This is a genomic window from Cognatiluteimonas profundi, from assembly GCF_009792795.1.
Classification (GTDB): Bacteria; Pseudomonadota; Gammaproteobacteria; order Xanthomonadales; family Xanthomonadaceae; genus Cognatiluteimonas; species Cognatiluteimonas profundi.
Genome location: NZ_VKHQ01000005.1, coordinates 433,764 through 449,037, shown reverse-complemented (window position 1 = coordinate 449,037; position 15,274 = coordinate 433,764). Strand labels below are relative to the sequence as shown.

The following is a 15,274-nucleotide window of genomic DNA, read 5'->3' as shown; positions in this document are numbered from 1 at the left end:
GGCATCCGCCGTCGGCAGGGCCGGCGGGCAGGTGAACCCCTTGCGCGCGGCGCCAAGGTTGCCGCGCATGCGATCGCTCAGCGGCAATGCGTTTCCGTTGAGGCGCCAATCGTAGATCGTGCTGAACGACAGCACGCGCGCGACGTATTCGCGGGTTTCCTTGTAGCTGATCGTCTCGATCCAGAAATCCGGATCCATGCCCGGGCGCTGCGACTGCCAGCGCGCCAGCGGCGCTGGACCCGCGTTGTATCCGGCGATGGCGAAATAGGGCTGGCCGCCATCCTTGTCCAGCAACTGGCGCAGGTAGGCCGTGCCCAGGGTGATGTTGGTATCGGGGTCGTAGAGGCTGTCGGCGCCGGACCACGGGATCCCCAGCCGGCGCGCCACCGCCATGCCCGTTCCGGGCAACAACTGCATCAGGCCCATCGCATTGGCGGCCGAGTGCGCAGCGGGGTTGAACACGCTTTCCGCACGGATCTCCGCCGCGACCCATGCCGGGTCCAGTGTGTTGTTCGCGGCTTCGCGGCGGATGGTCTGCTGATGGTGCAGCGGGAACCGCAACTGGTACAGGCGCAGTTCCTCCGGCTTTTTGCCCAGCGCGAACACGGCGCGGTCGAACCAGCCGTTGTCCTGCGCCACCTCCACCGCGAGGCGGCGCTGGGTGTCGTCGAAGCGGCCCAGGGCATCGTCCCACTCGCGCTGCGCCCATGCGGGACGATCGATCCGGTACAGCTCCATCGCGCGCACCAGCGCCGGATCGGCGGCCACGGCAGCCTTGGCCGCATCGCTGTCATCCGGCAGCCAGGGGCATAGCGCGTAGGGCTGGTTGATGCGGTCGGCGGCGAGGAATCCGTGGAACTGCGGCTCGCGCGCGGCACGCCGGTACGCCAGTTGCGCGGCCGTCTTGTCGCCGGTGAGTTCGAGCAGCCGCGCCTCGAAATACGTCCAGCGCGAATCGCTGCGTTGCTTGTCCGGCATCGCGCGGATCGCGGCGAGGGCACCGCGCCAGTCCGAGCGCGCCATCGCCTCGCGCACCTGCCATTCGTGCAGCTTGTCGTCGTAGGCGGAGGCGGGCACCGCCGCCAGGCGCCGCGCGGATTCGGGTTCGTAGGATGCGACCGTCCACAGGGCGATCTGGTACAGCACGCGTGCGCGATCGGCTTCGGTGAATCCCAGCGCCTGCGCGAATCGTGGCAGCGCCTGTTCGGCCGCCAGCGGTACCGACTTGCCCAGCCGTGCCAGGCCCTGCGAGGCCATCCAGCGGCTGCGCGTCGTCGCTGGCCATGCCAATGCGCGGTCGTTCACCGCTTCCATGAAGGCGGCATAGTCGCTGGCCAGCGCGAAGTCCGCCGCCGGCAGGCCCTGCGCGGCCTCGCGCATCACCGTCGGGTTCCATTCCCCGGCGGCCTTGTCGATCCGTTCCCAGCGCAGGTCCGGCGGCAGTCCGCCGCGCGCGGCGAGCACGGCGAACGGCGTGTCGCATTCGTCGGGCAGCGGCTTGCCGGTGCTGCGCCACAGCGCCTGCGCATCGCTGACCCACTGCGCGTCGGCGTTGCCGGTGGCCTGGCGCGCGTTCAATTCGGCGCAGCGCAGGGTGCTGCCGCGTACGGAAGGCGCCCACGCGGCGCGGAAGGCCGGCCAGTCCTGGCGACGGGCCGTCGACGCCAGCCACAGCTCGCGGAAGGCCTCGGCCACCGGCTGGCCGCGATAGCGCGCCAGGAAGGACTGCGCCTGGCTGGCGGGGAGGGTGTCGATCGCGCGGACCAGCACCGCGTATTCGACCCAGCCATAGGCAGGGTCGCGCGCGAGCCCCGGGAACTGGCTGGCATCGAACAGGCCGCGCTCGGCCGAATCGATTGCCGCCCGCAGCGGCGACGCCGGCTGCGGGGCGGCGGCCGGCTGCGGGGCAGCCTGGGGCCAGCACTGGGCGGGCGCCAGCAGCAGCAACGCCACCAGGGGGGAAAAAGCGGTGCGATAGGTCATCGTCGGACTATAACGAAGCGAAAATGAATCCCTTTCCGGCCAACGGTCCCCCGGGGGTGTCTGGCCCCCCGGGGCAGCCCGGAGGCGGCGCACATCACGACCATGACGCAGTGCCGCTTGAACCGTCTTCACGAATTGTTTACAACACAGTTACCGCGGCGGCACAGGGGCGCTGGCGGGCGTCATCAACCACCTCTTTCCGGAGTTCACGATGCAATCGCTGCGCCGCAACCGCCTGACCATTGCCGTCAATCTCTCGCTCCTGCTGCTGCCCGGCCTTGCCGCGGCGCAGGATGCCGCCACGCCGCCTGCGCCCGCCGCTGCACCGGAGGAGGCCAAGACGCTCGACCGCGTCCAGGTCACGGGCACACGCATCAAGCAGACCAACGCCGTCACCAGCCAGCCGGTTGCGATCATCACGCGTGCGCAGATCGACCAGAGCGGCGCGACGTCCATCGGCGATTTCCTGCAGCAGTTGACCGCCAGCGGCCAGGCGCTCAACGCGAAGTTCAACTCCAGCGGCAACTTCGGTTATCCGTCCAGTGGTGGCGGCATCGGTGCCGGCTCCTCGCAGGTCGACCTGCGCAACCTGGGATCGCAGCGCGTGCTCGTGCTGGTCGATGGCATCCGCTGGGTCAATGAGTCGTCCGCGTCGGGCGTGAGCGGCAGCGCCGACCTCAACACCATCCCGATGGCGATCGTCGATCGCATCGAAGTCCTCGAGGACGGCGCATCGGCGATCTATGGTTCGGATGCGATCGCCGGCGTGGTGAACATCATCACCCGCAAGAAATATGACGGTGCGCTCGTGCACGTCAAGGCCGGCAGCTACGGCCATGGCGGCGACGACCGCGAGGCCGACATCACCGTTGGCGGCGCCAGCGATCGCTTCTCGGGCGTGTTCTCTGCCGGATACGTGGAGACCAAGGGCATCAGCTCCGGTGTGTGGGGGCAATCCTCCATGCCGATTCCGGGCGCGGGCATCGGCGCCGGCAGCTCCGCCACGCCGCAGGGTCGCTTCACGTTCTGCGATCCGCGCATCACCACGCCCGGCACGCAGGGCTACTGCGATGCACAGGGCAATGACTGGTTCGACATCACCCTCAACGACGGAACGACGACGCCGAACTACAACGGCGGCGATCCGACGGGTGCTGGCGGCACGTACCACAACTGGAGCGGCGCCGACCGTTTCAACTACGCCCCCTACAACCTGTTGCTGACGCCGTCCAAGCGCAAGTCGCTGTTCGCCAGCGCGACCTACGACATCAACGACACGACGTCGTTGCACGCGAAGGCGCTCTACAACAATCGCGAATCCACCAACCAGGCCGCGCCGGAGCCGATGTTCGTCGGTCCCTTCGCCGGTACCGGCGGCATTGCCGACTCGATCGTGATCTCGGCGCTGAACCCCTACAACCCGTTCGGGATCGACCTGGATCCGTCGAGCAACTTCGGCTGGGTGACCAAGCGTCCGCTCGAGCTGGGGCCACGCATCTTCAGCCAGAACGTGGATACCTGGTACGTCAACCTGGGCCTGAATGGCACATTCCAGGTCGGCCGCGGCATGGACTGGTCGGTGGATTACGTCCACTCCGAAAACAAGGCCGAGCAGACCTTCTCCAACGGTTTCAACATCGGCAAGATCAAGCTGGCCCTGGGTGATCCGACGGTGTGCGCAGCCTCGCCCGGTTGCATCCCGCTCGACCTGTTCGGTGGCGAAGGCCGCCCGATCACCCAGGCGATGCTGGACTACATCAGCACCCCGCAACACGATTCCAGCAAGCAGGTGCTCGACCTGCTGACCGCCAACCTGACCGGCGACCTGTGGCAGATGGGCGACGATCGTTACGCGGGCTTCGCGGTGGGTTACGAGCATCGCAAGTACGAAGGCAACTTCAATCCGGATCCGCTGCGCCAGACCGGCGAGTCGCAGGATTCGTTCGCCTCGCCGGTGTCGGCGTCCTACACCGTCAATGAAGGCTACGCCGAGCTGCTGCTTCCGTGGACGAAGGGCTTCAGCACCGACTTCGCGATCCGTCGCTCGCAATACTCGACCTTCGGTGGCGCCACCACCGGCAAGGCCGGATTCCGCTGGCAGCCGATCGAGGACCTGGTGCTGCGTGGCACCTGGTCGCAGGGCTTCCGCGCGCCTAACCTCGGCGAGCTGTACGGGCTGACGCAGTTCGGCGCGACGCTCACCGATCCCTGCGGCACCACCGGCACCCCGGGTCCGGCCGGCCCGGAATACGTGGCGGGATGCGCGGCGCAGGGCGTGCCGGTCACGTTCGAGCAGGCGAACACCCAGATCACCACCTTCACCGGCGGCAACCCGAACCTGCAGCCCGAGAAGTCGGACAACTACAGCTTCGGCGCGGTCTGGAGCCCGGGCTGGGCCGACAACCTCGCGTGGTCGTCCAAGCTCGACTTCGAGGTCAACTACTTCCATTACAAGATCAAGGACGCCATCCAGGCGCCTGACATCCAGGCGATCCTCAACGGTTGCACGGCTGGCACGATCACCGGAGCGGCCTGCTCCGGCTTCACCCGCGGCGCGGGCTTCAACCTCAACCCGCCGACGGATTTCCTGGCCAACCTCGGCACGATCACCACCAACGGCATCGACCTGAAGGCCAACTGGGTCGGGCCGCAGACCAACTGGGGCCAGTTGAATGCAGGGCTCCAGGCGACGCGCACCATCGGCTACAAGGCGGTGGATGCCGATGGCAACCAGACCCAGCGCCGGGTCGGGGTGGAAGTCAACGACAGTGCGATCCCCGACTGGCAGTCCAACCTGCAGCTGGGATGGAAGTCGGGCGACTGGAACGCCAGCTGGATCGTGCGCTACATCAGCTCGGTCAAGGAGGATTGCGGCAATGCGGGCGTGACCCCGGCCACCGGTTGCCCAACGGCGGCCGACATCCACACGCTGGGATCCACCGTCTACAACGACGCGCAGCTGGCGTGGAACCACTCGATGGGCATCCAGGGCCTGAAGTTGTCGGTTGGCGTCAACAACATCTTCGACAAGTCTCCACCGGTCTGCGTGACCTGCTCCTTGAACGGATATGACGCCGGCACCTACGACCTGCCGTTCCGCTTCTGGTACGTGAGCGCTGACTTCCGCTTCTGATTCCGGTCATCGGCAACGAATGCGGGCGGCGATGCGAATCGCCGCCCGTTTTTTTTGGCGGCAGACGCTGGGTTCTGCGCGGTTGTCTGACTTGCCTGCGGCGCTTTAAACGCTTTCGCCGTTGGCGAGTTACTTTTCTTTGGGCGCTTGCAAAGAAAAGTAACTCGCCAACGGCGAAAGCGTCTAAAAGCGCCGCAGGCAAAGTCACAACAGGGCTGCTCGCCAAAGGCGAAAGCGCTGGCGGCGCGCAGAACGCAAAACGAACGGCGCCGAAGCAACTCAGCCCTTCAGCGCGCTCTCCGGCACCGCCAGCTCGATCGACAACGCCAGGTGGTCCGACAGCGCAGCCGGGAACGCGTCCATGCTGTGGCAGGCGATCGCATCGGTCATCAGGATGTGGTCGATCGCGCGCTGCGGCTTCCAGCTGGGGAATGTCAGGATGCGCTCGGCCGGTGGCTGCAGGCGCGTGCGCTGGTACAGCATGTGCATTTCCGGCTGGTCGAAGGTGCAGTTGAAGTCGCCCATCAGCACCGCATGCGGATGTCCGTGCAGCAGTTCGGCGATGAAGGCCAGCTGCGACATGCGCGAGGCCGCGCCGAGCGACAGGTGCGACACCGCGATCACCAGGCCATCGTCGCCGTCGCCAAAGCGCGCCAGCAGAACGCCGCGACCGGCGATGCGGCCGGGCAGCGGATGGTCGCTGATCGAAACCGGTTCGAGCTTGCTCAGCAGGCCGTTGGCGCTGGAGGCGACGCCGCCCATGCTGCGGTTGGGCTGGTGGCTCCAGTAGGCGAAGCCGGCGCGCTCGGCCAGGTAATGGGTCTGGTTGGTGAAACCCGAGCGCAGGCTGCCGGGATCACTTTCCTGCAGGCCGACGATGTCGTGGCGTCCGGCCAGCTGCGCGATGGTGTCCAGCGCCCCACGCTTGTTGCCGGCCGGCAACACGTGCGACCAGCTGCGCGCGAAATAGTCGTGGTAGCCGCGCGTGCTGGATCCGGCCTGGATATTGGCGCTGAGCAGCTTGAGTCGACGCGTGGTCATGCCTCCGCGCTTACCTGGCCGCCGCGGCTCCGGCGGCGCGCTCCTGCGCGATCAGCTGGTTGGTGATGCGCAGGACGTCCTCGTCGCTCTTGCCGGTCACGCGATACCTGCCATCGACGATGACGGTCGGCGTCCCCTCGACGCCGGTGGCCAGCATGAACTGCTTCGCGCGCTTGAGCTTCGCGTCGACCGCAAAGCTGCTCATCGCATCGATGAACTGCTTCGCATCAGCGCCGTATTTGGCATAGAAGGCCGCGACCTTGCGGGCGTCCGGCGGATCGCTTTCGCTGGGCAGCGAATGCTCGATGTGGATGGCGTTGAAGACCGCGTCGTGCGTCCGGGCATCCAGGCCCATCGCGTCGGCCACCAGGAAGGCCTGCGCGTAGATGTGCCATTGCGCGTTGAAATCAGCCGGGACGTAGGTGACGCGCACATCGGCCGGCAGCGTCTTCTTCCACGCATTGAGCAATGGCTCGAAGCGGGCGCAGGCCGGGCAGATGAAGTTGAACACCTCCACCACTTCGATCTTTCCATCCAGGGGGGCGTACGGCTGGCCGCCCTGGATGACGATGTAGTCGGTGCCTGCGGTGGCAGTGCCCTTGGCCGCCGTGTCGGCGACCGCGGCGACCGCTGCGTCGGCGGCGGGATTCGCAGCCGGGGCGCCGACTGACGCCGGCGCGGCCGGTGCGTTGGCTCCAGCAGCGGCCGATGCGGCCGCCGCGACGGCATCCGCGCTCGGGGTGGTCGTGCTTGCGGCGGCGGCCGGGGCCGATGCGTCGGTCGACGGCGGGGCCTTGTTGCAGGCCGCCAGCGGCAGCAGCAGCAGGAGCAACAGCAGGGCTTGGCGCTTCATGGGCGATCTCCTTCAGGAATGCGGGGCCGGCGCGGGGCGACGCGCAGGCTGTCGATCAGGGCACTTGCGGTGCGCAGCCCTTCTTCATGCGTGCGCGCGGTGATCCGGTAGCGACCATTGATGATCAGTGTAGGCGTGCCTTCGACGCCGCTGCGCATGGCGAACTGGCGCGCGTATTCCAGTTTGGCATCGACCGCCGGACTGAGCATGTAGGCCCTGGCCCTGGCGGCATCCAGGCCGTGCTGGCCGAACCAGCCCGCCATTTCGTCGACGCTGGGGTCGCGCGGCAGCGTCGCGTCGACGTGGATGGCCTGGAAGATGGCGTCATGCAGCCTGGGCAGCATGCCGAAGTGTTCGGCGGCAAAGTAGGCGCGGGCCAGCACATCGCCTGCGGTGAACACCGCCGGCACCGTCGTGAAGCGCACGTCCGCCGGCTGTGCCCGCGTCCACGTCGACAGCGCTGGTTGGAATTCGGCGCAATGCGGGCACCAGTAGCCGAAGACCTCGACGACTTCGATCCTGCCACGCAGCGGCGCGTATGGCTGGCCCTGGTCGATCGTGACGTAGTCGCTGCCTTCCACCGGCGCCGGCACCGCGGCGCTTGCCGGCAGCGCCAGCAGCATCCAGCACAGCAGGGCGAAGACCTTGTTCACCAATGCATGTCCCTGGGGATGGCGCGTGGCGGCGGGCAAAAAAACGCCGGCTCAAACCATCTGGCCGGCGATTGATTCAAGGAGTGTCAGCCTGTGACCGTGCCACGCCGGCAAAGTTCAAGGGGTCGCGGGAGCGGGCGCCGCCGGGGCGTACGCAGCTTGCCCGGCGGATGCGACACCTTCGTCGGCGCGCGGATGCAGGCCCTGGAGATAGCTGGCGAGCGCCTGGATTTCCTCATCGGTCAACGGCTTGGCCACGGTCGCCATGATGCTGAACAGGTGCGGGTCGCTCTGGGTGGTGGTGCCGGTGCGGTATTCCTGCAGGCGACGGACCACGTACGCCGACTGCTGCCCGGCCAGATGAGGATAGGCCGGACCCGGATTGCCCGCGCCGGTGGGACCGTGGCAGGCCATGCACGCCGGCAGGCCGCGCGCCGCGTCGCCGCCGCGGAACAGCTTCTGCCCGACCTCGTAATACTTCATGCCCGCATAGGGACCGGTCGTGATCGCGGTGTCGTCCGCGATGCCCGACGCCGCCTTCTGCGTGGCGAAGTGGGCGCCGAGGTCGCGCATGTCCTGCGCGCTGAGCGGAGCCGCCATCGGCATCATCACCGCGGCCATGCCGGTGTTGCGCTGGCCGCTCTTGAACAACGCCAGCTGCTGGGCGATGTAGCGCTCCGGCATGCCGGCCAGGCGTGGATACTGCGGATCGGTCGGGTTGCCGTCCAGTCCGTGACAGGCCGCGCAGGCGCCGGCCTTGGTGGCGCCGGCCTTGGGATCGCCCCAATGGGCCTTCGCCAGGTCGGCGACGGCCGCTGCATCCAGCGGCGCGGCCTGGGCCTGGGCGGTGTCCGGCACCGGGGTGACGGCGGTCTGGGCGTAGGCGACCGCGACCGCACCAATGACGGCGCAGGTGGCGAGGGCAGCGATACCGAAAGCGCGAGCGTGGCGCATGCATGGCTCCGAGGGCACGAAGCGGGCGCCGACGGCGGCCGCAGAGAGGCGGAATTATCGTCGCCGCGACCATTGATGGTCAAACAAAGCCCGGCGCGCGCGCCGCCGACGCAATCCGGGCGTGCCATCCTATGGCCATGGCCATCCCCAATCCGCTTGCCCGCGCGCAGTACCTGCTCGCGGCGCATACCTTCCGCCAGCTGCCGCCGGACGGCGGTCATGAAGTCGCCTTCGCCGGGCGATCCAACGCCGGCAAGTCCAGCGCCTTGAATGCGATCTGCCAGCAGAACGCGCTCGCCCGCGTCTCCAAGACGCCCGGACGGACCCAGCAGCTGGTTTTCTTCGACATCCCGCCGACGACCGACCGCTTCCTGGTCGACCTGCCCGGCTACGGCTACGCCAAGGTTCCGCAGGACCTGCAGGCGCACTGGCAGGCCTTCCTCGACGGCTACTTCGGCAGCCGCCAGGCGCTGCGCGGGCTTGTGGTGGTGATGGATATCCGCCATCCGCTGCGCGAATACGACCGGCAGATGCTGGGCTACGCGGTCGGGCGCGGCTTGCCGGCGCACGCATTGCTGACCAAGGCCGACAAGCTCAGCCGCGGCGCGCAGGGCAATGCCCTGCTCGCGGTGCGCAAGGAATTGTCATCGGCCTTCGGCGACACCGTCAGCGTGCAGACGTTCTCGGGTGAATCCAAGCTGGGCGTGGACCAGGCGCGCGCGGTGATCGGCGGCTGGCTGGAGCTGTAGACGCCGGCAGCGTCACACCTGCACGTTGAACAGTTTGCCGACGAGCGACGTCGCGGCCATCGCCAGCGCACCCCAGAACACCACGCGCCACGCACCGCGCACGATGGAGGCGCCGCCGGTCCATCCGGCCAGTGCGCCCGAGATCGACAGGGCGACCAGCGTGGTCGCGATCGTCACCGGCTGCACCTGCGCCGGCGGCGCCAGCAGCACCGCGGCCATCGGCAGCAGTGACCCGACGGTGAACGCCGCCGCCGACGCCACGGCCGCCTGCAGGGGGCGGGCCCGCAGGGTCTCCGTGATGCCGAGCTCGTCGCGCGCATGCGATCCGAGGGCGTCGTGGGCCGTCAGCTGTTCGGCCACCTGTTTGGCCAGCCCGGCGTCCAGGCCGCGCTTGACGTAGATATGCGTGAGTTCGAGGAGCTCGCTGGCGGGGTTTTCCGCCAGCTCGCGCCGCTCCTTGGCCAGGTCGGCGCCCTCGGTGTCCGCCTGCGACTGCACCGACACATATTCGCCGGCTGCCATCGACACCGCTCCGGCGACCACGCCGGCGATGCCGCTGGCCAGCACGACGGCATGGGTGGCGCCACTGGCGGCGACGCCGACGACCAGGCCGGCGACCGAGACGATGCCGTCGTTGGCGCCGAGCACGGCGGCGCGCAGCCAGCCGGCGCGATCGGAACGGTGGGTTTCCAGGTGCCAGCGACGCATGCCGCGTTCTCCTTGGTGGGGCTCGCCCAACAGCCCGCATCATCGCGCACTCGGCCGCCCGTGTACGCCTTCGGCGCCAGAGGGGGCCGCCGTCCGGGATGCGTCGACGGGCCGCGCCGACGCGGCGGGATATAGTCGCCTCCTTGCGATGCCGGGGGTGCGCCCCCAACCTGCACTGCCCAACGCGAGCGATCCGATGTCGAGCCCGACCAACGTCGTCGAATCCCCGATCACCCAGCGCCAGACCCTCGTCGATTTCCTCGCCGCCGGCGGCCGCGCCAAGGCCGACTGGCGCATCGGTACCGAGCACGAGAAATTCGGCTTCCGCCTCGACGACCTGCGCCCGCCGACGTTCGAGGGCGAGCGCGGGATCGAGGCGCTGCTCAAGGGGCTGACCCGCTTTGGCTGGGCGCCCGTCGAGGAACACGGACGCGTGATCGCCCTGCTGCGCGACGGCGCCTCGGTGTCGCTGGAACCGGCCGGGCAGTTCGAGCTGTCGGGCGCGCAGCTGGAGACCATCCACCAGACCTGCGGCGAGGTCGACACCCACCTGCGCGAAGTCCGTACCGTCGCCGACGAGCTCGGCCTGGGTTTCCTCGGCATGGGCTTCCAGCCCAAGTGGCGTCGCGACGAGATGCCGTGGATGCCGAAGGGCCGCTACCGGATCATGCGCGACTACATGCCCAAGGTCGGCTCGCTCGGGCTGGACATGATGACGCGCACCTGCACCGTGCAGGTCAACCTCGACGTCGCCAACGAAGCGGACATGGTGAAGAAGTTCCGCGTGTCGCTGGCACTGCAGCCGATCGCGACCGCGTTGTTCGCCGACTCGCCGTTCACCGAAGGCAAGCCCAACGGTTATCTCAGCTATCGCTCGCACATCTGGACCGACACCGATCCCGATCGCACCGGCATGCTCGACTTCGTGTTCGAGGACGGATTCGGCTACGAGCGCTATGTCGACTACCTGCTCGACGTGCCGATGTACTTCTCCTATCGCAACGGTGAGTACGTCGATCTCTCGGGACAGTCCTTCCGACGGTTCATGGACGGCAAGCTCGACGCATTGCCCGGCGTGCTGCCGACGCTGCGCGACTGGTCCGACCACATGACCACGGCGTTCCCGGAAGTGCGGCTCAAGCAGTACCTGGAGATGCGCGGCGCCGATGGCGGCCCGTGGAACCGGCTGTGCGCGCTGCCGGCGTTCTGGGTGGGGCTGCTGTACGACGACACCGCGCTGGATGCAGCGTGGGACCTGGTCAAGGATTTCAGCATGGCCGAGCGCCATGCGCTGCGCGACGGCGTGCCGAAGCACGCCTTGAAGCTGCCGTTCCGTGGCGCGACCGTCCGCGAGCTGGCGCTCGAGGCGCTGAAGATCTCCGCGCACGGCCTGCAGCGACGCGCGATGACGAACCACAACGGCGCCGACGAAAGCATCTTCCTGACCCCGCTGATCGAATTCGCCGAAGCCAACGAGACGCCGGCCGAGCGCAAGCTGGCGCGCTTCCATGGCGAGTGGAACGGCGACATCGACCACGTGTTCCGCGAATACGCGTATTGACGTTCGTGTTTCCTGTGGGAGCGACGTCAGTCGCGATCGATACCCCTATCGCGACTGACGTCGCTCCCACAACAGCATTGGCAACCAGCATTTGGAGTCACACCCATGAAATCCCGCGCCGCCGTCGCCTTTGCCGCTGGCCAGCCGCTGCAGGTCGTCGAGATCGATGTCGAGCCACCGCGCGCCGGCGAAGTGCTGGTGCGCATCGTCGCGACCGGCGTCTGCCACACCGACGCGTTCACGCTCAGCGGCGATGATCCCGAAGGCCTGTTCCCCGTCGTGCTGGGACATGAAGGCGGCGGCATCGTGGTCGAAGTCGGCGAGGGCGTCACCAGCGTCAAGCCCGGCGACCACGTCATCCCGCTGTACACGGCCGAATGCCGCCAGTGCAAATTCTGCAAGTCCGGCAAGACCAACCTCTGCCAGGCCGTGCGCGCGACGCAGGGCAAGGGCCTGATGCCCGATGGCACGTCGCGTTTCTCCTACAACGGCCAGCCGCTGTTCCACTACATGGGCACCAGCACCTTCAGCGAATACACGGTGGTGCCGGAGATCTCGCTCGCGGTCATCGACAAGGATGCGCCACTGGAAAAGGTCTGCCTGCTCGGTTGTGGCGTCACCACCGGCATCGGTGCGGTGTTGAACACCGCGAAGGTAACGCCGGGGTCCACGGTTGCGGTGTTCGGCCTCGGCGGCATCGGGCTTGCCGTGGTCCAGGGCGCGGTGATGGCCGGCGCCAGCCGCATCATCGGCGTCGACACCAATCCCGGGAAGTTCGAACTCGCGCGGACGATGGGCGCAACCGACTGCGTCAACCCGAAGGACAGCGACCAACCCATCCAGGACGTGATCGTCGCGATGACCGATGGTGGCGTCGACTTCAGTTTCGAATGCATCGGCAACGTCGACGTCATGCGTGCGGCGCTGGAGTGCTGCCACAAGGGCTGGGGCGAGTCGGTGATCATCGGCGTCGCCGGCGCGGGACAGGAGATCCGCACGCGGCCCTTCCAGCTGGTCACCGGACGCGTCTGGCGCGGCTCGGCCTTTGGTGGTGTCAAGGGCCGCACGCAGCTGCCGGGCATGGTGAGGCAGGCGATGCGCGGCGAGATCGACCTGGATCCCTACATCACCCACGAGATGCCGCTGGAGCGCATCAACGACGCCTTCGACCTGATGCACGCGGGCAAGTCGATCCGCACCGTGATCCGCTATTGATCTTCCCTTTGCTGCTGCATCCCGGCCTGGCGTTCGCTGCGATCTGATGTTCCCTGCTCCCGCTCGCGGGAGAAGGTGCCCGCAGGGCGGATGAGGGCAGCGCCAGCCCATGCCGCCCATTTCCCGGAATCCCCATGCAACGCCTCGAGTCCCACGCCTGCTTCGGCGGCACCCAGGAAGTCTGGTCGCATGCCTCCAGCGCCCTCGGTTGCGACATGCGATTCGGCGTCTACCTGCCGCCGCAGGCCGGGCATGGTCCATGCCCGGTGCTGTACTGGCTGTCCGGCCTGACCTGCACCGAGCAGAACTTCATCACCAAGTCCGGTGCGCAGCGCTACGCGGCCGAGCATGGCGTCATCCTCGTGACACCGGATACCAGCCCGCGCGGCGAGGATGTCGCCAACGACCAACGCTACGATCTCGGGCAGGGCGCGGGCTTCTATCTCAACGCCACGCAGTCGCCGTGGGCGGCGCACTACCGCATGCACGACTACATCGTCGATGAACTGCCGGCATTGGTCGACGCGTGTTTTCCGACCGACGGCAGTCGCGCCATCAGCGGACACTCCATGGGTGGCCATGGCGCGCTGGTGATCGCATTGCGCAATCCGGGCCGCTATCGCAGCGTGTCGGCGTTTTCGCCGATCGTCGCGCCATCACGGGTGCCGTGGGGCGAACAGGCGTTCACCGCCTACCTGGGCGAGGACCGCGCCGCATGGCGCGAATGGGATGCCGTCGAGCTGGTCGCGGCGGCGCGCGAGCGCCTGCCGCTGCTGGTCGACCAGGGCGCGGCCGATGAGTTCCTCGCCACCCAGCTGCAGCCCGAACGACTCGCGCAGGCCTGCGCGGCCGTCGGGCATCCACTGACGCTGCGGATGCAGTCGGGCTACGACCACAGCTACTACTTCGTGCAGAGCTTCATCGGCGACCACATCGCCTGGCATGCCGCGGCGCTGAAGCGTTCTTCGTAGCAGCGGCTGACGGCCGCGAGCGCTTCGCCACGACCGGCCTGCGCCGGATCAGGCCGCGCGGACGTCGGTCAGGGTCCAGCCGCTGCCGGCCAGCAGGCGCATGCGCTGGCGCAGCACGCTGCTCGGAATCGAGGTGGTTGCGACCAGGTCGATGCCAAGGTCCTTCTGCTGGCCGCTGACGACGGCCTGCGGATCGGTCACCGCGAGCGACGCATCCACCGCGTCGGGGTCGGGTTGCTTGCCACGCCAGCGATCGAACAGCGCATCGGTGCGCAGCGCGGCCTGCAGTTCCTCGGCGAATGCGTCGGCTCCATGCGCGCGGAATGCGGTATCCGGGTCGCTGCCGCGCGCGAGTTTCGGGTCGGGAAGGCTGAGGTAATAGCGGGTGGGCATGGGCTGGCTCGTCATTGCGGGGTTGCAGTGTGCCTGCCTCGTGTCGGCGCAGCGTCAGCGCGGCGCGCCGTCAGCCGAAGACATGCGGCTCCGCGGCGAATCCCACCACCACGGCGCCCTTGCCGACATTGACCATGCCGGTCAGGCTCATCACGCTTTCATAGACGTCGACGTTGTTGGCGCGGCAGGCGTCGCGCAGCTGCTGGTACCCAGGCAATGCGCGCATTTCCTCCAGCTCGCCGCCGTAGCACAGGCACAGGGTCGGCGTCAGCAGGCCCGCGGCGACGCGACGGGCGGAAAACTCGAACACGGTCTGCACCGCCGCATCGAAACCCTTGATCTTGGCGACGGGGCCGGTTTCACCGCGATGGGCATGCAATACCGGTTTGATGTCCAACGCCGTGCCGATGGCGGCACTGAACAGGCTGACGCTGCGATCGCCCTTCTTGCGCGCACGATTGCGGATGTAATACAGGTCGCGCGGCACCAGGTAGCCATGCGTGTGCATCGCGAGGTGTTCCAGTCGCGCACGGATCTTCGGCGGGCCTTCGCCGGCCGCGCGCAGGCGCACCGCTTCGACCGGGAGGATGCCTTCGGCGGAGAACAGGTTCTGCGTATCGATCACCCGCAGCGAGAACGGGGTGTCGTTGCCCGCCGCGGCGCGGATCGGCCGGTATTCGTTGAGGATGGCGAAGCTCGCCTGCATCGCGTTGTCGAAGATCGGGCTGCGCGTGCGGGTGATGGTCATGCAGAAGACATAGTCGTAATCGATGACCAGCTTCTTCAGGAACAGGTCCTGGATCTGCTGCACCGTGAACGGCATCGTCTCGGCTTCGGCGCCGCGCTCGGCGATCTGCGCGTGCAGGAATTCCAGCGTCGCCTGCTCGTTGCGATGGTCCGCGAGCACCGCTTCGCCGATGCGCACCGTGATCGGCAGGATGGTGATGTCGTTCGCGGCGAGGAAGTCGGCCGGCAGGTCGCAGGCCGAGTCGACCACCAGTCCAATGCGCATGCGGTTTCCCCTGTTTCAAGCCCAGACAGACCGTACCGCATCGGCGGG

General features: G+C 67.8%; 13 protein-coding genes. 5 read left to right on the top strand and 8 right to left on the bottom strand.

Annotated features, from left to right (window positions below; translation table 11 throughout):
- Positions 1–1,983, bottom strand: a 1,983-nt coding sequence (locus tag GST15_RS11970; protein WP_159017500.1) for a lytic transglycosylase domain-containing protein, incomplete at its 3' end; no start/stop codon positions are given.
- 211 nt (positions 1,984–2,194) lie between these two features.
- Here GST15_RS11970 and GST15_RS11965 point away from each other — a divergent pair.
- The gene (locus GST15_RS11965; RefSeq protein ID WP_159017499.1) at positions 2,195–5,116 is read left to right on the top strand and encodes a TonB-dependent receptor plug domain-containing protein; all 2,922 of its coding nucleotides are present in this window, start codon (positions 2,195–2,197) and stop codon (positions 5,114–5,116) included.
- Between the two features lie 279 nt (positions 5,117–5,395).
- Here the strand turns inward: GST15_RS11965 and GST15_RS11960 are convergent, their stop codons facing one another.
- The 4 genes from GST15_RS11960 to GST15_RS11945 form a co-directional block, all read right to left on the bottom strand.
- Entirely contained in the window at positions 5,396–6,157 is a 762-nt protein-coding gene (locus tag GST15_RS11960; RefSeq protein WP_159017498.1) for an endonuclease/exonuclease/phosphatase family protein, read from the bottom strand.
- Positions 6,158–6,167: 10 nt separating this feature from the next.
- On the bottom strand, positions 6,168–7,010 hold the full coding sequence (locus tag GST15_RS11955) for a thiol:disulfide interchange protein DsbA/DsbL (protein WP_159017497.1): 843 nt from the start codon (positions 7,008–7,010) through the stop codon (positions 6,168–6,170).
- Entirely contained in the window at positions 7,007–7,633 is a 627-nt protein-coding gene (locus GST15_RS11950) for a thiol:disulfide interchange protein DsbA/DsbL (RefSeq protein WP_159017552.1), read from the bottom strand. Before GST15_RS11950 ends, GST15_RS11955 begins: the two co-directional genes overlap by 4 nt.
- 147 nt (positions 7,634–7,780) lie before the next feature.
- Positions 7,781–8,617 (bottom strand): c-type cytochrome, encoded by an 837-nt coding sequence (locus tag GST15_RS11945; RefSeq protein WP_159017496.1) that lies wholly within the window; start codon positions 8,615–8,617, stop codon positions 7,781–7,783.
- Positions 8,618–8,754: 137 nt separating this feature from the next.
- Between GST15_RS11945 and yihA the strand changes: the two genes are divergently transcribed.
- The gene (yihA, locus tag GST15_RS11940; protein ID WP_425482241.1) at positions 8,755–9,366 is read left to right on the top strand and encodes a ribosome biogenesis GTP-binding protein YihA/YsxC; all 612 of its coding nucleotides are present in this window, start codon (positions 8,755–8,757) and stop codon (positions 9,364–9,366) included.
- A 12-nt stretch (positions 9,367–9,378) separates the two neighbouring features.
- On the opposite strand, the gene GST15_RS11935 is transcribed toward yihA, so the two are convergent.
- On the bottom strand, positions 9,379–10,074 hold the full coding sequence (locus GST15_RS11935; protein WP_159017494.1) for a VIT1/CCC1 transporter family protein: 696 nt from the start codon (positions 10,072–10,074) through the stop codon (positions 9,379–9,381).
- A gap of 196 nt (positions 10,075–10,270) precedes the next feature.
- On the opposite strand from GST15_RS11935, the gene GST15_RS11930 reads away from it, so the two are divergent.
- From GST15_RS11930 to fghA, 3 genes are all read left to right on the top strand, one after another.
- Entirely contained in the window at positions 10,271–11,635 is a 1,365-nt protein-coding gene (locus GST15_RS11930; protein WP_159017493.1) for a glutamate--cysteine ligase, read from the top strand.
- A 105-nt stretch (positions 11,636–11,740) separates the two neighbouring features.
- Positions 11,741–12,850: an S-(hydroxymethyl)glutathione dehydrogenase/class III alcohol dehydrogenase gene (locus tag GST15_RS11925; protein WP_159017492.1), complete on the top strand. Its 1,110-nt coding sequence runs from the start codon at positions 11,741–11,743 to the stop codon at positions 12,848–12,850.
- A 134-nt stretch (positions 12,851–12,984) separates the two neighbouring features.
- Positions 12,985–13,821 (top strand): S-formylglutathione hydrolase, encoded by an 837-nt coding sequence (gene fghA, locus GST15_RS11920; RefSeq protein ID WP_159017491.1) that lies wholly within the window; start codon positions 12,985–12,987, stop codon positions 13,819–13,821.
- A 48-nt stretch (positions 13,822–13,869) separates the two neighbouring features.
- Here fghA and GST15_RS11915 read toward each other — a convergent pair whose 3' ends face one another.
- Together GST15_RS11915 and GST15_RS11910 are read right to left on the bottom strand one after the other, a co-directional pair.
- Entirely contained in the window at positions 13,870–14,214 is a 345-nt protein-coding gene (locus GST15_RS11915) for a hypothetical protein (protein ID WP_159017551.1), read from the bottom strand.
- Positions 14,215–14,284: 70 nt separating this feature from the next.
- The gene (locus GST15_RS11910; RefSeq protein WP_159017490.1) at positions 14,285–15,226 is read right to left on the bottom strand and encodes a DegV family protein; all 942 of its coding nucleotides are present in this window, start codon (positions 15,224–15,226) and stop codon (positions 14,285–14,287) included.
- Between the last annotated feature and the right edge of the window lie 48 nt (positions 15,227–15,274).